We start from the raw sequence: 20,208 nt of genomic DNA, 5'->3' as shown, positions 1-20,208 counted from the left end.
CCGGCCCCCTGAGGGACCGGATCACGCAAGTCGGGTGAACGGTCACCCGCCGGATCCCTGCGGGCGGATCCGCGCCCGCAAGGCCCGGCGCGCCGCCATCAGGTCATTCGCCGCAGGCGGCGCCGCGGGTTCCGCTGGCGCAGCCGCGACGGGTGCGCCCAACGGAACAGTCGGCGCTTGCGGCGCTGCCGCCTTGGTGCCCGACCGATCCAGATGCGCTGCCAGATCCCGCAGCACCGGAAAGCGGAAGATGTCGGTGATCGAACTGCGGGTGATGCCCAGCTCGTCCCGGATCGTCCGGTGCAGCTGAACCGCCAGCAGCGAATGCCCGCCCAGTTGGAAGAAGTTGTCGTCGCCCTGGACCTCGGGCAGACCCAGGATCGTCGCCATCACGCGCCCGATGCGGGCCTCCAGATCGGCATTGCCCGTGCCGGTGTCAGCCTGTTGCGGCGCGCCTGCGGGCGATGCCGTTGCGGCGACAGTGGGCGCCGGCACCGTCGCCGCATGCGCGACGGCAGGGCGCGCGGGGGCGACCGCCCCGGACGACGCCAGGGACTTGCGGTCGATCTTGCGGTTTGGCGTCAGCGGCATTTCTTGCAGGACGTGGATCTGCAGCGGCACCATGAAATCCGGCAGATCCCGGGACAGCGTCTGGCGCAGCCCCGCCGGGTCCAGACCGGCGTCTCCCGTGACGTATCCGATTAGCTGACGCTCACTTTCTCCGCTGCTCTGAGCCACCACCGCGACCTCTCGGACGCCCGGCAGGCGGGCCAGCCGGGTCTCGATCTCGCCCAGCTCGATCCGGTAGCCGCGCAGCTTGACCTGCTGATCGACGCGGCCTAGGAAGCGCAGCTGCCCCCTGCTGTCGCGCCGGCAGAGGTCGCCGGTCCGGTAAAGCCGCCCGTCGGGCGTCTGCGGGAATGCCGCATCGGTCTGGGCCTGGCGGTTCCAGTAGCCGCGCGTGACCCCGGCGCCGCCGATCCACAACTCTCCGGCCACGCCGTCCGCGACGGGCTGGCCGCCCGGATCGCGCAGATGCAGGCTGGTTGCGGCGATGGGGTCGCCCAGCCAGACCTCGTAAGCCTGGGTACCCAGGTCCGCGACCGCTGACCAGATGGTTGTTTCGGTCGGCCCGTACATGTTCAGGATGCGCGCGCCGCTGGCCGCCCGCAGATCGGCCAGCAGGCCGGGGCTCAGCGCCTCGCCGCCAAGTGCGATCAGCTTCAGCTGCGACATCGCCTCGCGCGACGCGCCATCCTCCAGCAACAGTCGCGCCATCGAGGGCGTCGCCTGCAGATGCGTGACGCCGTGCCGCCGGATCTGGGCCGCGATGCCATAGTCGGCATCCTCGGCCACGACCGGGTTCACCCGGTCATGCAGCACGGCCAGGTGCGACAGGCTGTCCAGAACCTGCGCGGGCGGGATGCCATAGTCGATCAGGCAGGCGATCTCGGTCACGCCGATCTGGCGCAGCGCCGCGATCCGCGCCTCGGCCTCATCCACCGTGCCGAAAAGCCCGCTGTCGTTGAAATAGCGCAGGAAGGCGAATTCCAGGATGCCCTCCATCTCGTCCTCGGACAGGCCCGACAGGTCGATGGCCATAGGGTCGCTGATGCCCGCGGGTTTCTTGAAGGCCGGGAAGGCCCAGGCATATTGCTTGACCAGTGCGGCGGCGGCGCGCAGGTAATCCTTCATCGGGCCCCGGGCCACTTCCATCGAGGCGGCGCGCGTATCGGCCAGGAAGCTGTGCAGCATCAGCGTCACGGTGAACCTCGCCGGGTCATGCCCCGCCGCGCGCAGTGCCGCGTGGTATTCCGTGATGCGCGACGCGATGTCGTCGATGCTCTGGCCCAGAAGATGGGTCAGGACATTGGCGCCGATCCGGCCGGCTTCGCGCCAGGTCTCGGGATTGCCCGCCGTCGTCACCCAGATCGGCAGTTCGGCCGACACCGGCCGCGGTTGCGTCACGACCGCAAAGGGCGTGCCGTCGGCGCGCGGGAATTCGACCGCCTCGCCGCGCCACAGCCGGCGCAGGTCCTCGATGCAGCGCAGCATCGCGGGCTTGTTGGCGGGCGGTGTGTTCTGCGGCTGCAGGATGAAATCGTCGGGCTGCCAGCCCGAGGCGATGGCGATGCCCGCCCGGCCGTTCGTCAGGTTGTCAATGACCGCCCATTCCTCGGCGATGCGGGCGGTATGGTGCAGCGGTGCGACACAGGACCCCGCGCGCACGCCGATATTGCCGGTCACCGCCGCCACCGCGGCGCCGGTGACCGAGGGGTTGGGGTAAGGCCCGCCAAAGGCGTGAAAGTGACGCTCGGGTGTCCAGACCGCGACAAAGCCGTTCCGGTCGGCAAAGCGCGCGCCTTCCAGCAGCAGCTCGTACTTGCGCGGGCCGGCCCCGTCATCGTTGCCCCAGTAATAGAGCGACATCTGGGTGCCGCGCCGTGTCCCGGTGCCAGCCTCGGGGGCCACCCCCAGCAGATCGCCCGAGATGACCACGCGCCAGCCCCGCGTCAGGGTCCAGAATATCTCCAGCACCGAGATGTCGAAGGAGAGGCTGGTGACCGCCAGCCACGTGCCCGGGTCCTCCGCATCGATGGAGTGGTCCATCCCGTGGAAGAAGTTGATGACATTGCGATGCTCGACCATGACGCCCTTGGGCGTTCCGGTCGAACCCGAGGTGTAGATCAGATAGGCCAGATCGCTGCCCTGCGCGTCGCGCGGCTCGGCCTCGGGACCGGTCGCGTCCAGCGTCAGGACGCGCGCGGCATGTGACGGCAGGCGCGTGACGATCGCGGGATCGGCCAGCACGACGAGGGCGCCGCTGTCGGCGATGTAATGCGTCAGCCGCTCGGCCGGGTATTCGGGGTCCAGCGGCACGTAGGCGCCGCCGGCCTTGAGGATGGCCAGCGCCCCGACCACAAGCCCCAGCCCGCGCGGTGCGAACAGGCCGACCGAAACGCCCGGCCCGACCCCCAGGGCCGCCAATTGCCGCGCAAGCCGCGTGGCGCGTTGGTCCAGCTCGGCATAGCTGAGCTTTTCGTCGCGGAAGATCAACGCCTCGGCCTGCGGGTTCCGGGCCACCTGCGCGGCAAAGGCCTGCTCTATTGTCGCCGGGCCATCCGGACCCACCGTGTCGCCGTTGCAGGCGACCTTCGGGCCCTGGCCGGGGCGCAAGGTTGGCGCCCGGTCCAGCGGCAGCGATGGATCGGCCGCCGCCAGGGCCTCGGCCACGTCGGCCAGCGCGCGCCAGGCGGCCTCGGGCAGTCGGGCGCGATCCCACCAGACCTGCACCTGGGATTGCGGGTTGTCGGGCAGCGCCAGGCAGATGGCCGCGCCTTGCGGCGCGTCACCCGGCGAGCCTGCCAGCACCAGGCCCGGCGTGCCCGGACGTCCCAGTTCGGGCGCGCGGGCGATCAGGTCGGCCTGCACCGGCCCGCGACGCTCAAGATCCGACAGGTCGCGCTCCAGCGTCGCAGCGATCGAGGCCAGGGTTTCGTCCTCGGTCTCGACGGCAAGCGGGCGGAAGCCCAGCATATGTCCGCGCAGCATCGCGGGCAGAGGCGGGCAAAGCCCGAGGTCGAACGAGGTTGAGCCGGTCATGCGTGCCAAGGCCCCGACCACAGCGGCCAGCACCCGGCCGGCGCCAGGCGCCTGCGGCAGCACCAGCCGCGCCTCCTGCCAGTCGGGTGCGGCATCGGTCGCCACAGCCTCCGGCAGGACGACCGGCGCCAGACGGGCCATACGGCGGCGCCAGAAGGGCTCATCCCGCGCGGCGGCGCGGAGGGCGTCGTCCAGTTCGGTGGGCGCCGGACCTGCCGGCAGCCGGTCGCCCTTGGACAGGCCATGGGGCCGGGGCTGGCCGTCCATGCCCGCCAGGCCGGACAGGGCCAGCGCGCCACCATCGGCGGTGGCCACCAGCAGGTCGTCCGGGCGTGCCTCCAGAACCTCGCCCGGAACAGCCGCCGCCGTGCCTTCGGGCCGGGCGGCAGGGCTGGCGCCGCCCACCAGCATCGGGCCATCCGGCAATTGCAGCCGCGGGCGCAGCATCGGGTTCCAGTAAGGCCCGTGGTCCAGCGCCCGGACAAGCCGCGCCTGGTCCTGCGCCTCGCCTGAGAAATCCAAGACAGCGCCGCCAACAGGGCGGTCGATGCGCATGTGCCGCCGCAGCGGGGCATGAGGCTGGGGCTGGCCCTGGCCGTCGCCCCGCTCCAGCATGTCGATCAGCTCGGGCAGGCTCTGCAGCGCCGCTTCCCAGCATCGGGCGTTCAGGGTCAGGGCGGTGTCGTCGGGCGCCACCTCGACCTGGACGCGCAGCAGCACCGGACCCTCGTCGACGCCGCCGCCGATGCGGTGCCAGGTGATGGCATGGGCGGTCTCTCCGTCCAGCAGGGCCCAGACCGGGGCGTTCAGGCCGGCCCGGTCGGGCAGCGGGCCGTCGTGAAAGTTCACCGCGCCCCGCCGTGCCAGCGCCAGGACCTGCTCGGGGATCACCGCCAGGTTGGCCACGCTGAGCAGGTAGTCGCAGGCCACGACCGGCCCCACCGGCAGACCCTGGGCGCGCGCCGCCTCGGCCAGTCCAGCGTCCTCGACCGTGAAGGACCGCAGCACATGACCGCGACCCGTCAGGATCCGCGCCGCCTCCAGCGCAAGAGAGGCATTGCCGATCAGAGCGAATTCAAGCTGGTTCACGGGGGTTCTCCGGTCGATAGATCTGTCGGGGACGGTTGGGTGACAGCGCATGGCGCAGCAGGGCGCGCGTCTGCCCCCGCGGGAAGGTGGGATCGGGGCGGCCCAAGGCGCGCAGCCGCCGGACCGCCAGGCCCGCCACATGCGCCGTAACCGCCAGAAGGGCATAGGCGCGGCCGTGGTTCCGGCGATAGTAATGTTCGCGCGAGGCGAACCAGTAGTCGGGTGGCAGCGACCAGTCCTTCATGCCCGTGCTGACCGAGCCGATATGCACGATCCGGGCATCAGGCAGGTAATGCGTGGGCCAGCCCGCCCGCGCCGCGCGCAGGCACAGGTCCGTCTCTTCGAAATACAGGAAGAACGCCTCGTCGAAGCCGCCGATCTGCGTCAGGACCTCGGCCCGCAGCATCAGCGCGGCCCCCGCGACCCAACCCACCGGCGCCGCGCTGTCCGGCATCGGCAGGGTCACCACATGCCGCGACAGCAGGCGGGTGATGGGTCCGGTCCGGGCTGCATCCTCCAGTTCGCTGGCGAGGCCGGGGAACTGGAAATGCGTGCAGTGGTGGCCGCCATCCTCGCCCACTACGCGGCAGCCCAGAAGCCCGATGCCGGGATTGGCCTGCATGTGATCGCGCATCCGCCGCACGGTGTCGGGCTCCAGGAAGGCGTCGGAATTGACGATCAGCACGAAATCGGCCGGCTTTGCCAGCGGGACGCGCAACGCGGCGTTATTGCCAGCGCCGAACCCGCCGTTGTGGCCCGATTGCAGCACCCGCAGCCGGCCGCCCGCCGTCCATCCATGCGCCTCGGCCGCCTCGCGCATGATCTCGAAGCTGCCATCGGCCGAGTCGTTGTCGACCAGCGAGATGACGCCCTCAATCCCTTCCATCGCCGCCACCGCAGCCTCGGCCGAACGCAGCGACATCTGTGCGCTGCGCCAGTTGAGGATGATCACATGCACCGAATCCCCGCTCATTGTGCGGCCCGCTGCACATTGGCCTGCTGCGCACGATCCGCGGCGGCCAGTTCCTGGCGCATCCGATCCGCCAGAACCCGCACGCAGGGTTCCAGCACCATCGAATCGTGGTCCCCCGGCACCTCGACCACGGTCAGGTCGGGCATCCAGGGCGTCCAGAGGTTGTCCTCGAAAACATATTCGCGGGCCGAGCTGACATGCCTCCCGTTCGACACCTTGAACCGCCGGTCCAGCCGCGGTCGATAGAGCGTCGCGGGCCCCTCCCACAGACGCATCTCGTAGCGCGGCAGGGCACTCAGGAAGGCGGCGTGGATGGCGGCGTTGTGAAAGCCGGTCGCCTCGGCCTGCGGTGCCGCCAGGCGGCGGGCGCGTTCATAGGCCAGCCGTTCCCGCAGCCAGCGGGTCGCAAAGCCCGGACCCTCTTCCCTGATCTCGGCCAGGCGGATCATCAGCCGGTCGCGCCGGCTGAGCGTCGGCCGCATCGGGATCGGCGTGTCCAGCATGACCAGCCGCGCGATGCTGTCGCCGCCCTCTTCCAGCTGCCGGGCGATCTCCAGCGCGGTCAGTCCGCCGCCCGAAAAGCCTGCGACCATGTAGGGCCCGGTGGGCTGGATCTGGCGGATTTCCTCGATGCAGCTCGCGGCGGCCTCGGCCAGGGTCTCGTGCGGCACAGCCTCTCCGAACAGGCCGCGGGCCTGCAGGCCCCAGACCGGCCGGTCAGGCGACAGGCGCTGCGCCAGGGCGCGCAGGTTCAGCACGTTGCCGAACATGCCCGCCACGATGAAGAGGGGCGTGCCGCCCCCGGCGGCGCCCTGGCTCATCGGGACCAGGTGCGTGAAGCCCTTGTCCGCGGCAGGCGCTGTGGCCGCCGCCGATGTCGTGGCTAGACCCTCGGGACGCGGCCCGATCCGCGTTTCAATCAGCGCGGCCAGCGCCGCCACATTGGGCGCCTCGAACAGGGTCGCCAGGGGCAGGTCCAGACCATAGGCCTTGCGGATCATCCCGAACAGCCGCACGGCGATCAGCGAGTGGCCGCCCAGGTCGAAGAACCCGTCCTCGACCCCCACCTGCTGCACGCCCAGAAGCTCGCGGAAGAAGCCGGCAAGGCTGCGTTCCAGGTCCGTGCGGGGCTCGACGAAGTCGCTGTCCAGCTCGGGGCGTTCGAAACTGGTGCTGGCGCCCGCCTCTCGCGCGCGGCTACTGCGGGTTTCCTGGGTGATCAGCTGGGGCAGGTCCAGGCTGGAAATCGCGATCTGGGGCAGCCCGGCCCGCAGCGCCAGGTCCAGCAGCCTGCCACCCTGATCGGGGGGAATCCCCTGGGACACCATCTGCGCCAGACGCTCCTGGCCGGGCCGCTGCACCGGCCGGGGCACGGGCGGACGCGCGGTCAGCTGGACCGCCGGGGCGGCGGTCAGCCGCCGCAGGGTCAGTCCCTCGACCTCGACCAGCACCACGCCCTGCGGATCGGTCAGCGTCACGTCAAAGCTGGCATAGCCGTCGGAATCATGGCTCAGCCGCACATGGCTGGCAACCCGGGGCGGCAGCGGCGCATGCATCGTCAGGGCCCGATAGGACAGGGGCACCCACAGCTGGGCGCGGTCATAGCCCCGGATCAGCGCCATGGCCCAACCCGTCGCGATGTCCATCAGCGCCGGATGCAGCAGGAACCCCTGGTCCAGATCGGAAAGGGCGCTATCGGGCAGGTGCAGTTCCGCCAAGCCTTCGCGACAGGCCGGATCGCGCGAAAGCCATGTCGCGCGCAGGACCCGCCAGCGCGGGCCAAAGGCCATCTGCACCTCTTGCGCGGATTCCAGGGCATGCCCGGTCGGCGCCTGATCGACGGGCAGGCTGTCGCGCAGCCGCTGCAGGTCCAGAACCGGCCGCGCCCGGTCGGCCGAAGCGATCCGCCCCTCGGCCACGGGGACGGGTCCCGCGCCGAAATCGGCCTCCAGCCGGAAGCCTGTATCATCTTCGCCCTGGGTCAGGGTCACGGTGAACTCACGCTCGGCCCCGTCCTCGACCGTCAGCGGGTCCATGAAGGTCAGGTCCCGCAGCGCCCAGGGTGCCCGGCGACCTGCGGCTTCCAGCGCCTCGGCGGCCAGTTCGATCGTCCCGGTCCCCGGCAACAGGGCCAGCCCGTCGCGGGTGCGATGTTCGGCGATGATCCAGTCCGACGACCGCAGCCGCCCCGTGAACCGCTCGACCCCCGGCTCGTGCAAGCGCGCAGCCAGCAGAGGCTGGCTGACCAGTTCCGGCGCGGGATCGTCGCGGCGGCCCGACAGGGCCTCGGCCGCCATGCCGATCTGGGCCCAGATGCCCCAGTTGACGGCGACGACCTGGCCAAAGGCGGGGATGCCCGCCCCGGCCACCGCGTTCAGGTATTCATTGGCCGCGACATAATCGACCTGCCCCGTGGCCGCGATCTCGGTCGAGGTGGAGGAGAACAGCACCGTCCGCTGAACGGGTCGATCCGCCAGGACCATCGCCAGGTTGCGGGTGCCGTGCACCTTGGGGGCCAGGACATCCTCGATCTCGGCACTGGACTTGGCCAGCATCGGGGCGTCGTCCACCGTGCCGGCGGCGTGGATCAGGTCCGTGATCGGTCCCAGTTCGCGGCGCACTTGGTCCAGCGCCTGCGCCAGCGCATCGGCGTCGGTCACATCGGCCGTGGCGAGCGAAACCTTTGCGCCACCCGCGCGCAGCGACCGCAGTGCCGCCATCTGGCGCGACTGGCGATGGTCGGGATCGGCGGCGATGCGGGCCTCCCACTCCGCCTCGGGGGGCAGGGGGCGGCGGGTGAGCAGGGCCACCGCCGCCCCCTGCCCGGTGATGTGGCGGGCCAGCGTCAGGGCGATGCCGCCCAGGCCGCCGGTGATCAGCACCGTCCGATCCGGCCCGAAGGCCGGCATGTCATCCGGCTGCGGAAGCGGCGCGGGCACCAGGTGCCGGGCCAGCCTGCGCCCATCGCGCCAGGCCGCGCGGGCGGGCGGCGCGGGGTCCATCAGGTCCTCGACCAGCCGGTCCGTCAGCGCGGCAGGATCACCCGCCGGCGGCAGATCGATGCTGCGTGCGGCCAGCCAGGGAAATTCCCGCATCCCGACGGCCAGCGGCCCCAGGATCATCGCCTTCTCGGGCGCCTGCACGCGCTCGGCGCCGACCCGCGCCGCGCCCGAGGTGACGGCCACCAGATCGACCTCCTGTCCGCCGCCTTCGTTGGCCAAGGCCCGGATCAGGTGCAGCACCGTGTTGAAGCCCTGCTCCAGGTGCCGATGGAAGGGGCTGAAGCCTGCGCGCGCACCCTCGCGCGCCGCGTCAGGCACCAGCCAGAAGCTGACGATGCGCTGCGGCAGCCGGTTCTGCGCCACCAGCGCCGCCACCAGCAGTTCGAAATCGGCCGCACCGTTTTCGGGCGCGACGATGAAGGCGTCCGGGGCGGTCTGGGCAAAGCAGTCCCCCGGCCGCAGCCAGATCACCTCGTGCCCCGCCTCGCGCAGACGCGCGCCCACCCGGTCGGCCAGCCCGCCGTCATCGGCCAGGATCAGAAAGCGCGACTGCGGGCCCTGCGGCCGCCCCTGGTGATCCAGCTCGACGTCGGGCGCAGAGAGCCGCCACGACGGGCGCCAAGCCCAGCCCATCGGGTCGGGCAGACGCAGCGGCGCGTCGTCATTGGCTGTCGCCGCGGCCGCGCCCGAAGCGGGTTCGATGAAATAGCGGCGGCTTTGGAACACGTAGCCCGGCAGCGGCACGCGGCGGCGGCCTTCGCCCCAGATCGGGGACCAGTCCAGCGGCACCCCGGCCGCCGACAGGCGGGCGAAGGCCATCAGGAAATAGGCGTCATCCTCGATCGCCTGCTCGGGGTGGCGCAGCGTGTTGACGACACGGTCGGGCGCGGCGCCATTGGCCTGCGCCAAGGCCGACATGGCCCGGCCCGGCCCGACCTCGACGAACAGCCGGGCGGGGTCCTCGCGCAGTGTAGCGATGCAGCCGCGGAAGTCGACATGATGGCGCAGGTGGTCCACCCAATAGCGCGGGTCGGTCGCCTGCGCGTCGGTCATCCAGGTGCCGGTCCGGTTCGACAGGATCGGGATTTGCGGCGGCGACAGGCGGATGCCGCGCAGGAAGGCCTCGAACTCGGGCAGGATCGGCTCCAGCATCCGGGAATGGGCCGCGATGTCGATGGCGATGCGCTGGCAGTCGATGCCGCGGGCGACCAGCTTGGCCTGCAGCGCGTCGATCAGATCCGTCGGACCCGAGGCGACCGACAGGCCCGGCGCGTTTTCGGCGGCCAGGTCCAGACCGGTCCCGGCCTCGGCCATCAGTTCCTCGGCAGGCAGGGGCACGCTGAGCATCCCGCCCGGCGCGATGCGGTCGAACAGCCGGCCGCGCAGTTCGACCAGCGCGATGCAGTCCTCGAAGCTCATGACCCCGGCAAGGCAGGCGGCGGTGTTCTCGCCCATCGAATGGCCCGCGACGGCCTGCGGCGCGGCGCCCCAGCTGATCCACAGCTGCGCCAGGGCATATTCGACGATCATGATCAGCGGCAGCTGGACCGAGGGACGGTTCAGCGCCTCGGTCGCGGCCTGTGCCTCGGCGGGTTCAGGCAACCAGACGGCGCGGGGGTCGCGCCCGGTCAGGCGTTCCAGCACGGCCAGCCCGCGCTCCATCCAGTCGCGGAACACCGGCTCGGTTTCATACAGCCCGCGGGCCATGTGGATTGACTGCGCACCGCCGCCGGGGAACAGGAAGGCCAGCTTCGGCGTGGCCGCGGGGCGTTCATGGTTGAAAACGCGGCGCGTGTCGCCCTTTTCCAGCAGGTCGGCAGCCTCGGTCGCCGTCGCGGCGACCAGCACGCGCCGCTTGTCAAAGAGCTTGCGCCCCTGCTGCAGGGTAAAGCCGACATCGGCAAGATCGGCGTCGGGATGATGCCGCAGCCAGGCGGCGAGCGCCGCCGAATTGGCATCCAGCGCCGCGCGGCTGCGCCCCGAGATGACCAGCGGCTGCACGGGCCAGTCCGAGGGCTCTGCGGCGGGGCGCGGCGGCGCCGCCTCGATGACCGCATGGGCATTGGTGCCGCCCACTCCCAAGGAGTTCACGGCGGCCCGTGCCGGCCGATCCGGATGGCTGGGCCAAGGGCTGCGACGGGCCACGACATGGAACGGCGTCCCTTCGAAATCGATCACCGGGTTCGGCGCCTCGAAGCCCAGGCTGGGCGGAATTTCCTTGTGGTGAAGCGACAGCGCGACCTTGATCAGGCCGGCGGTGCCGGCCGCCGTGTCGGTATGGCCGATATTCGTCTTGACCGAGCCGATGCCCGTGCGCCCCCCGCCCTGCCCCAGGGCAAAGGCCTCGGTCAGGGCGGCAACCTCGATCGGGTCGCCAAGCCGGGTGCCGGTGCCGTGGCATTCGACATAGTCGATGGTCGAGGCGTCCACACCGGCGATCAGATGCGCCTCGGCGATGGCTGCGGCCTGCCCTTCGACCGAAGGTGCCAGGTATCCCGCCTTGGCCGAACCATCGTTGTTGATGGCGCTGCCCCGGATCACCCCCCAGATATGGTCGCCATCTGCGATCGCGTCCTCCAGCCGGCGCAGCACCACCACGGCCGCCCCACTGCCGAAGACCGTGCCTTCGCTGCGATGGTCGAAGGCCCGGCAGTGCCCGTCGGGCGACAGGATCTCGTTGGGTTTGAAGACATAGCCGCGGCCATGCGGCAGCTCGATCGTGACGCCGCCGGCCAAGGCCGCGTCGCAGTCGCCGGCATTCAGCGCCTGGCAGGCCGCGTGGACCGCCACCAGCGAGGTCGAACAGGCGGTCTGCACCGACACGCTCGGCCCCCGGAGGTCGAAGATATGGCTGACGCGCGTGGCCAGGAAATCCTTGTCGTTGCCGGTATGGCGCAGCAGGAACATCCCGGTCTCCTCGACCAGGTCCCGGTTCGAGCAGATGTTGACCGAGAAATAGGTCCCCATCCCGCAGCCGGCCCAGATCCCGACCGCCCCCAGGCTGTCCGGCCGGTGCCCGGCATGTTCCAGCGCATGCCAGCAGGTTTCCAGGAACTTGCGGTGCTGCGGGTCCATGACCGCCGCATCCTTGGGGCTGAGGCCGAAGAACTCGGCATCGAAATGGTCAAAGCCGTCCAGCCGCGCCGCCACCGGAACATAGTCGGGGTGGTTGATGCGCGCTTCGGTTTCGCCGGCGGCGCGCAGTTCGTCAGGGGTCAGGCGGGTGATCGATTCGATCCCGTCGCGAAGGTTGGCCCAATATTGTTCCGGGTCCCTGGCCCCGGGCAGGTCCAACCCGAAACCGACGATGGCAATATCCCGAGTATTGGCTGGCGCAGCAGTCACGGCCGCCTCCCTTGAATGAACTTGGCAACCCCCGCGAGGCCGACAGGGCGTTGCACAATCTGGAACCTACAATTGAACGATTAGCAAAGCTGCATCGAGGATGCATGGGAATTTACGCTAAATCCTGTGGATTCCTACCGTCGATCGACGTATGTCTCGGACTGTAGCTGGGGGTCGTCTTGGGTAACAGTCTGACGCTGATCATGTTGGCTGCCTGGCCGGCCGTTGCAGCGGTGCTGTTCGCCAGGCTGAGCCCGCGCCGGGCGATCATCTGGACCCTGCTGGCCGGTTATCTGCTGCTGCCGCCTGTGGTGGGGATCGACCTGCCGCTGCTGCCGCCCGTGGACAAGAACTCGATCCCCGCCCTCTGCGCACTGGTCGGGGCGTTGGTGATGCGCGACCGGCTGGACCTGGCCTGGCGCCGCCCCGAAGGCTGGGTGATGGCGCTTGCGGTTGTCGCGATCCTCACCCCCGCCGTCACCATGGCCACCAATCCCGAGCCGCTGATCGAGGGCAATACCTATCGCCCCGGCCTGGGCTTGTTCGATGCCCTGAACGGCACGATCGGGACCGCGCTGATGCTGCTGCCGTTCTTTCTGGGATATCAGGTGATGGCCTCGACCGAGGGCGTGCGCAGCTGGATGCTGTCCCTGATGATCGCCGGATTGGCCTATTCCCTGCCGATGCTGCTGGAAGTCCGTCTCAGCCCGCAGCTGAACGTCTGGATCTACGGGTTCTTCGCCCATGACTTCAGCCAGTCGATCCGCTATGGCGGGTTCCGCCCGATGGTCTTTCTGGAACACGGGCTGTGGGTGGCGATCTTTGCGGTCATGGCGGTCCTGTCCGCGGCGGTGGCTCTGCGCGAGACCCCGCGCCCGGCGCGGATCCGCCAGATGGGCATCCTGTTCTACCTGCTGGTCGTGCTGGTCCTGTGCAAGAGCGCCGCATCGATCATCTATGCCATGCTGCTGGTCCCCATCATCCTGCTGACGCAGACCCGGCTGCAGGTCAGGCTGGCGGGGATCCTTGCGGTGGCCGTCTTGCTCTATCCGCTGGCCCAATGGACCGGCGTCTTCCCGACCGAGGCGGTCAAGGACCTGGCGGGCTCCATCGACCCCGAACGGGGCCGGTCACTGGAGTTCCGCTTCAACAACGAGGAAATCCTGCTGGAACGCGCCTCGCGAAAGCCCCTCGCGGGCTGGGGCGGGTGGGGCCGCAACCTGGAGGTGGACCCGATCTCGGGCCGCTTCACCAGCGTCAGTGACGGCTACTGGATCGTGATGATGACGCTTGGCGGCATCATGGGCTATGTCGCGACCTTCGGGCTGCTCTGCGGCTCGGTGATCCGGCTCTGGCTGGTCGCGCGGCACCGGCCGGTGGACCGCGGGACGGCGGGGCTGTCGCTGATCATGGCTGCAAGCCTGGTCGACCTGATCCCCAACGCGACCGTCACGCCGCTGACCTGGCTCAGTGTCGGCGCCTTGGCCGGGCTGGCGGCGCGTGGCCTGTCAAGCCCTACGGATCAACCCCAGGCCGAACCCGCCGCCCTGCGACATCCTCCGATGAGGACCGTCATCGGATGAGCGCGCCCCTGATCCCCCGGCACGGGTCTTACCGGCCCGAGATCGACGGCATGCGCGCCATCGCGGTTGCCGGTGTCGTGCTCTATCATTTCGACCTGCCTGCCCTGCCCGGCGGCTTCACGGGCGTGGATGTCTTCTTCGTCTTGTCAGGCTATCTGATCGGCTCGATCCTGTGGCGGGAATACATGGCCACCGGGCGCGTGGCCCTCGGGCAGTTCTACCTGCGCCGCTTCCGCCGGCTTGCTCCCGCCTGGACAGCGATGGCAATCGCCGTCTTCGCCGCAGGCTGGATGATCCTGCTGCCCTACGACTTTCGCGAATTCGGCAAGTCGCTGATCGCCTCGACCCTGTTCCTGGCCAATGTCCATTTCTGGCGCGGCTCCGGCTATTTCGACAGCATGGCCGAGGAAAAGCCGCTGCTGCACATGTGGTCGCTGTCACTGGAGGAGCAGTTCTACGTCGTCCTGCCCCTGCTGCTTCTGCTCTGCGCCCGGCGCCCGCGACTGGCCTTCTGGCTGCTGCTGGGGGGCACCGTCCTGTCCTTGGCGATGTGCCTGCGGCTGACCGAAAGCGACCAGACCGCTGCCTTCTTCCTGTTCCCCTTCCGCGCGTGGGAGTTGCTGGCCGGCGTCCTGCTGGCGATCTGGTCGCATGACCGGGCAGGGCCGCGGCGCGGATGGGCGGGTTCGGCATCGGGACTGGCCCTGATCGTGGCGGGGATGGTGCTGATCGATCCGGCCTCCGGCTTTCCGGGGCCCTGGGCACTGATGCCGGTCATCGGCACGCTGCTGCTGATCTGGCACGGACAGGCCGCCAACCCGGTCAATCGCTTGCTGGCCTCTGGCCCGGTGCGGGGCATCGGCCTGATCTCCTATTCGCTCTACCTCTGGCATTGGCCGATCCGCAGCCTCGCGGGTTTTGCCCTGGGCCCCGATCGCGGGGCGCTGGTGAACGCGGGCCTGATCCTGCTGTCGGTCCTCCTGGCCTATCTCAGCTGGCGCCTGATCGAGCAGCCGGCGCGCGATCCGGGCCGCCTGCCGGGCCGTCCCCTGGTGGGGGGGGTTGCGGTCAGCACGCTGCTGCTGCTGGGCCTGGGAACCTGGCCCTTCCTGCGCGACGGCCTGCCCGGCCGCTGGCCGTCGCAGGTCCTGATCCATGCCGAGGCGGCGCAGGACTTCATCCAGGACTGGTCCCGCTGCGACACCCCAAGCGACGGGCCCTTCGCGGGGATCGAGATCTGCCCGATCGGTTCCGAAGGTCAACCGCGTGTTCTGGTCTGGGGCGATTCCCACATGCGCGCCTTCAAGGAGGGACTGGACTTGGCCGCGCATGAGGCCGGGACACCGGCACTGCTGATCTGGCGCGCGGGCTGCCCGCCGCTGTTCGGCATCGAGAAACGTGAGAGCGCCGCCACCCGCGCGCAGGATGCCGAATGCAGCCGCGCCAACCGTCAGATCGAGGCGGCCCTGCGCGCCGCGCCTTTTGACCGCGTCCTGCTGGTGGGACGCTGGAGCTATTATGCCGAAGGTGGCGGCGTGGGTGCCGATGCCCGCAACCTCATTGAGGTGACCCCCGCCTGGCCTGTTGCCGTCCAGCAGACGCTGGATGTGCTTGTCGAGATGGGAAGCCGGGTCCATGCCCTGCGCCAGGTCCCCGAAGTGCCGGATTACGGCGCGCTGCCCGTGGCCCGCGCGCTGGCGCGTGGCGAGACGGTGCCGGAGGCGCGGATGCAGGTGCCGATGGACCGCGCCCTGCAGCGCGAGGCACGGGGCCTGGCACCTTTCGCCGCAGCAGCTCGAAAAGACAGGGTGGTGCTGATTGACCCCTGGCCCCTGACTTGCCACGATGGTTTTTGCACCGTCATGCAGGAAGGACGCACGGTCTATTTCGACAACAACCACATCACCAACGAGGGAGCCATGCGCCTGCGCCAGGTCTTTGCTCCTGTTTTCGCACAAGAGGGCGCCGAGGGCACGTGAACAACTTTCCGGACAAGACCTGGGATGTCATCATCGTCGGCGCCGGCCTGGGCGGCGGCGTCTGCGGGCGCGTCCTTGCCGAAGCGGGCTTGTCCGTCCTGTTCGTGGAAAAGGGTCCCGCGACCCCGCGTATGGCCCAGAACAACCAGGACTGCGGCCACACCGATCCCTTCGCCCGGCAGATGTTCGGCTGCTGGCCCCAGCCCGTCGAGGCGAAGGTGGACGGGGCAACAGCGGTGGGCTGGGGTGCGCAGGGCGTGGGGCTGGGCGGAACCTCGGCCTTCTATGCGGCGGCACTGGAGCAGCCGGAGCGTCACGATTTCGAACCTGTGGCCGACATGCCTCATCCCACCGGCGGCTGGCCGGTCGGATATGACGAATTCGCGCCCTGGTACGACCGCGCCCGGCAGATCATGGCCGTCAACGGCACCCAAGACCCGTTGAGCGGCCAGATGGCGCCCTTGTCGCCCCCTTTGCCGCTCGCCCCACGGGACGAGGCGCTCGGGCAGGCCTTGGCGGAGGCGGGGCTGCACCCTTACCGCGCGCATCTGGGCATCCGGCAGTTGGAGGGCTGCATGGAATGCATTGGACGCAAATGTCCCCGCGACTGCAAGATGGACGGCCGCTCGGCCGGTGTTCTGCCGGCGCTTGCGACGGGCCATGCAACCGTGCTGGAAGGTGCCGAGGTCGTCGCGCTGGAGGGGCATGGGGACCGCGTGACCGGCCTCAGCATCGACTGGCAGGGCGAACGGCATAAGCTGCATGCGCGCGCCTATGTTCTGGCGGCGGGCAGCCTGTCGTCGCCCCGGCTGCTTCTGGCATCGGTCAGCGAGGCCTGGCCGCAGGGTTGCGCCAATTCCAGCGGGCTGGTGGGACGCGGGCTGATGTTCCACATCAACGAACGCATCGCCATCTGGCCGCCGCGCAACGCCCCGCGCAGCACGCCCGGGCCCCTGAAGGCCTTTTCGATGCGCGATCTCTATCGTCACGAACGGGACAGGATGGGGCTCTTCCAGTCGCTTGGCCTGCCTGCGGATTACGGCAACATCCTCTACGTCCTGCGACAGCGCTATGAGGCCTCGCCGCTGCGCAGGATCGGCATCGGCCGGGAATTCCTGCGCATTCCCGCCCTGGTGGCCGCCCGGCTGCTGGGCGAGGCACGGGTCTTTGCCGGCATCCTCGAGGACTTGCCGGACGACGACAATCGCGTCCGGCACGACCCGGCGCGGCCCGACACGATCATCTATGATTACACGATGTCCGCCGACCTGCTGGAGCGCCGCAGGCGCTTTCGGCGGCTGCTGAAGCAGCGCCTGTCGGGGGTCCGCTCGCTGTGGCTGAACCACAGTCCTGAACTGAACGTCGCCCATCCCTGCGGCACCCTGCGGTTCTCGGTGGATCCGGCGCGCGGGGTGCTGGACCGGGATTGCAAGGCCCACGACCTCGACAACCTCTATGTCGCCGATGCCAGCTTCATGCCCAGTTCGACGGGCGTCAATCCGGGTTTGACGATCGTGGCCAATGCCCTGCGCGTGGGCGATGTCCTGAGCCGCAGATTGCGCGGGCCTGCATGACCGAACCGCCGCGAAAGAAGGTCGCCGTGATCACCGGCGCCAGCGAGGGGCTGGGGCGGGCCTTGGCACGGCAGATGACCTCACGGGGCGTCCATGTGGTGGGCATCGCCCGGCGCGCCGAGGCCTTGGCCGCCACCACTGAACTCTGCGCGCAGGGCCTGTTCACGGCATGGCCCGGCGACGTGGCGGACCCGGCCCTGATGCGCGAGATCGCCGCCCGCACCGAAGAGGATCTGGGCCCCGTCTCGATCCTGGTGAACAATGCGGTCATCTACGAACGCGCCGATTTCCTGAATTCTCTGGCCGAACATGCCTGCGCGCATCTGCAGATCAACTGCTGCGGCCAGATCAACATGACCGCGGCCGTCCTGCCCTTCATGGTGGCGCGGGGCCGCGGCCGGATCGTCAACATCACCAGCTTTGCGGGAGAGACCCCCCTGCCCGGCAGCCTGGGCTATTCCGTGTCCAAGGCGGCCACCCGCGCCTTCACGCGCGCACTGGTGGCCGAAGTCGCCCTGCGCATGCCCGATATCGTGGTGTCCGAATGGATCCCCGGGATAATGCATACCCGCAGCGGCTATCGTGACGGGATCTGCGCCGATCACGCTGCGGCCTGGGGGGCGGAACTGGCGCTGGATGACCGACCCGAGCTGCATGGAACCACCTTCCTGCGCGACCGCGAATTGCTGCCCCACCGTTCGCTTCGCGACCGCTTGAAGGATGCCCTGCTGCTGAAGCCTGCCCCCCGCCCGCGGATGCTGGCGCAGAACACCCCGGTCTTAGGACAAGATACATGCTCGTGAAATCACGTTTCCTGCGCGCGCTGGCCGCCATCACCCTTCTGTTCCAGGCGCCCCCTGCATTTGCCCAGGCCCTGTCCGAACGCGACGGCGCAAGGGTCTATGTCTTTGGCAACAGCCTGATCCATCACCTGACGGACACCGACCAGACGACCGTTCCCTTTTGGCTGGCGGCAATGGCGCGACAGGATGGGCGCCAGCTTGCCCTCGACGGTCGTTGGGGGTTTCCGCGCAGTTTCGCGACCGAGCTGCCGCCGATCCCGAACTGGTCCTTCAGGACGGTTCAGCCCGCATGGAACCCCGAGCAGCCCTTCAGCAGCGCGAAATTCGACACCGTCATCCTGAACCCGGAGAATTTCATCCAGTATGACCGCGCCGATCGCCCCTATCTGGGCGACAACCCCGACCGGGCGACGCCGCTTGGCGCCACGCTGACGGTCCTGGACTGGGTCGGCCAGAACACCGAAGGTGCGCGGTTCATGATCTACGAGGGTTGGGCCGACCTCAATCCCTTTACCGACAGCTTTCCCCCTTCGGATCGCCAGCTGCAGCGTTACTATCGGCACGCTCAGGCCGGTTACGCGGCCTGGTACGACGATTACGTGGCGCGACTGAAGGCGTTGCGGCGCGAGACGCAGATCGAGTTCATCCCGGCCGGGCGGGTGATGGCCCGCCTGCTGTCGGAAAAGCCGCTGTCGGACATCCCGCCCGAGGCGCTTTATTCCGACACCTCGCCCCATGGGACCGAGACGATCTATCTTCTGGCGGCGATGATCACCTATGTCTCGCTCTACGGGGCGCGTCCTCCGGCGGGGCTGGAGATGCCCGACACGATCGACCCGCGCTTCGCGGCCGCCTATGAACAGACAGCCGACCGGATCTGGGACATCATGCAGGCCGAGGCGCAGTGATGATCACCCGTGCCAGGATCGGCCTGCTGATGACGGGCGAAGGGCTGGTCCACCGGGCCTTTCGGGGATCAGCGCTGACCATGCTCAGCTTTGGCGGCATCCAGGCCATCCGGCTGGTGTCGAACCTGATCCTCACGCGCCTGCTGTTCCCAGAGGTCTTTGGCCTGATGACGCTGATCATGGTGATCATCCAGGGTCTGAACAACTTTTCGGATGTCGGCATCACGCCGGCCATCCTGCAAAGCAAGCGTGGCGACGACCGCACCTTCCTCGACACGGCCTTCACCATGCAGGCTATTCGCGGGGTCTTCCTGTGGCTGGGCTGCTGCGTGCTGGCCTATCCCGCCGCGCTTTTCTACGACGTCCCCGAGATGATGTGGTTTCTGCCGGTCGCCGGCGTCACCGCGCTGATCTTCGGCCTGCTGCCCACCAAGGTCGAGACCGCGAACCGCCACATGCGCATGGGCCGGCTGACCCTGGTCGAACTTGCGACCGCGGCCATCACGACGACGCTGACCATCGGTCTGGCCGCCCTCCTGGGCTCGGCCTGGGCGCTGGTCATCGGTCTGATCCTCGGCGCGCTGGTCAAGGTGGCGATGGTGCATCGGCTGATGCCGGGTCCGGCCAACAGCTTCCGGTGGGACCGCGACTGCGCGGCTGAACTGATCCGGTTCGGCAAGTGGATCATGCCCTCGACCGTGGTGGGTTTCGTCATCTCGCAGGGCGACAAGGCCGTGCTGGCGCGCCTGCTGACCCTGACGCAGCTGGGCATCTACAATATCGCGTTCTTCCTGGCCAGCTTTCCGCTGATGCTGGGGACGACTGTGATCTCGCGGATGATGATCCCGATCTATCGCTCGGCCGCCGAGGATCCCAGTCCGGCCCAGCTCCACCGGGTCCGCATCGTGCGCATCGCGCTGACCGGCATGTTCATGATGCTTCTGACCGCGCTTGCCATCTTTGGCCATGACCTGGTGACTCTGCTTTACGACGACCGCTACCGCGAGGCCGGCGCCCTGGTCACATTGATCGCGCTGGCCAGCATCCCCTCGCTGATCGGTCTCAGCTACGACCAAGCCGCCCTGGCCCGCGGGGATTCACGCGGCTTCTTCTGGGTCACCCTGGTCCGGGCAATCCTGTTCCTCACGCTGTTCACGGTGGGCGCGGTGCAGGCTGGCATCCCCGGCGCGCTGGCCGGCCAGGCGCTGGCGGCGGTGCTGTCCTATCCGATGCTGGTGCGCCTCGCGCGTCGGCATGGGGTATGGGACGCTTGGCACGATCTGGGCTACGGGCTTCTGGGGCTGGCGCTGGCCGCGGTGCTGCTGGGCTGAAGCAAGCCTATCGATACG

The 20,208-nt window shown here is 69.2% G+C and carries 9 protein-coding genes; 6 read left to right on the top strand and 3 right to left on the bottom strand.

The genetic code is table 11. From position 1 onward, the window contains the following. Nucleotides 1–42: 42 nt before the first annotated feature. From ACZ2G3_RS17130 to ACZ2G3_RS17120, 3 genes are read right to left on the bottom strand one after another with little or no spacing between them, the layout of a single operon-like run. A complete protein-coding gene (locus ACZ2G3_RS17130; protein ID WP_470399226.1) occupies nucleotides 43–4,692 on the bottom strand; it encodes a MupA/Atu3671 family FMN-dependent luciferase-like monooxygenase in 4,650 nt (1,549 codons plus the stop codon). After that, nucleotides 4,679–5,665 (bottom strand): glycosyltransferase family 2 protein, encoded by a 987-nt coding sequence (locus ACZ2G3_RS17125; protein ID WP_470399224.1) that lies wholly within the window; start codon nucleotides 5,663–5,665, stop codon nucleotides 4,679–4,681. Before ACZ2G3_RS17125 ends, ACZ2G3_RS17130 begins: the two co-directional genes overlap by 14 nt. Next, nucleotides 5,662–12,012, bottom strand: coding sequence for a type I polyketide synthase (locus tag ACZ2G3_RS17120; protein ID WP_470399222.1), 6,351 nt, complete (start codon nucleotides 12,010–12,012; stop codon nucleotides 5,662–5,664). The genes ACZ2G3_RS17125 and ACZ2G3_RS17120 overlap by 4 nt, the downstream gene beginning before the upstream one ends. Nucleotides 12,013–12,191: 179 nt before the next feature. On the opposite strand from ACZ2G3_RS17120, the gene ACZ2G3_RS17115 reads away from it, so the two are divergent. Genes ACZ2G3_RS17115 through ACZ2G3_RS17090 form a run of 6 tightly spaced genes read left to right on the top strand, consistent with a single transcriptional unit; the run spans nucleotide 12,192 to nucleotide 20,190 of the window. Further along, nucleotides 12,192–13,595 (top strand): hypothetical protein, encoded by a 1,404-nt coding sequence (locus tag ACZ2G3_RS17115; protein WP_470399220.1) that lies wholly within the window; start codon nucleotides 12,192–12,194, stop codon nucleotides 13,593–13,595. Then, entirely contained in the window at nucleotides 13,592–15,574 is a 1,983-nt protein-coding gene (locus ACZ2G3_RS17110; protein ID WP_470399219.1) for an acyltransferase family protein, read from the top strand. The genes ACZ2G3_RS17115 and ACZ2G3_RS17110 overlap by 4 nt, the downstream gene beginning before the upstream one ends. Next, nucleotides 15,571–17,148, top strand: coding sequence for a GMC oxidoreductase (locus ACZ2G3_RS17105; RefSeq protein ID WP_470399217.1), 1,578 nt, complete (start codon nucleotides 15,571–15,573; stop codon nucleotides 17,146–17,148). The genes ACZ2G3_RS17110 and ACZ2G3_RS17105 overlap by 4 nt, the downstream gene beginning before the upstream one ends. Beyond that, complete coding sequence (locus tag ACZ2G3_RS17100; RefSeq protein ID WP_470399215.1) at nucleotides 17,145–17,951, top strand: SDR family oxidoreductase; 807 nt, start codon at nucleotides 17,145–17,147, stop codon at nucleotides 17,949–17,951. Before ACZ2G3_RS17105 ends, ACZ2G3_RS17100 begins: the two co-directional genes overlap by 4 nt. Next, entirely contained in the window at nucleotides 17,942–18,859 is a 918-nt protein-coding gene (locus ACZ2G3_RS17095; protein WP_470399213.1) for a hypothetical protein, read from the top strand. The genes ACZ2G3_RS17100 and ACZ2G3_RS17095 overlap by 10 nt, the downstream gene beginning before the upstream one ends. Next, nucleotides 18,859–20,190 (top strand): oligosaccharide flippase family protein, encoded by a 1,332-nt coding sequence (locus ACZ2G3_RS17090; RefSeq protein ID WP_419269441.1) that lies wholly within the window; start codon nucleotides 18,859–18,861, stop codon nucleotides 20,188–20,190. The genes ACZ2G3_RS17095 and ACZ2G3_RS17090 overlap by 1 nt, the downstream gene beginning before the upstream one ends. Nucleotides 20,191–20,208 lie beyond the last annotated feature (18 nt).

Source organism: Paracoccus sp. KKT209, assembly GCF_055635455.1.
The sequence above is the reverse complement of the archived record's forward strand: the minus strand, read 5'-3'. Positions and strand labels throughout refer to the sequence as shown.

Coding starts and splice junctions, on each gene's coding strand:
- ACZ2G3_RS17125 (WP_470399224.1), bottom strand. CDS start 5,665: ATGAGCGGGGATTCGGTGCATGTGATCATCCTCAACTGGCGCAGCGCA.
- ACZ2G3_RS17110 (WP_470399219.1), top strand. CDS start 13,592: ATGAGCGCGCCCCTGATCCCCCGGCACGGGTCTTACCGGCCCGAGATC.
- ACZ2G3_RS17100 (WP_470399215.1), top strand. CDS start 17,145: ATGACCGAACCGCCGCGAAAGAAGGTCGCCGTGATCACCGGCGCCAGC.
- ACZ2G3_RS17095 (WP_470399213.1), top strand. CDS start 17,942: ATGCTCGTGAAATCACGTTTCCTGCGCGCGCTGGCCGCCATCACCCTT.
- ACZ2G3_RS17090 (WP_419269441.1), top strand. CDS start 18,859: ATGATCACCCGTGCCAGGATCGGCCTGCTGATGACGGGCGAAGGGCTG.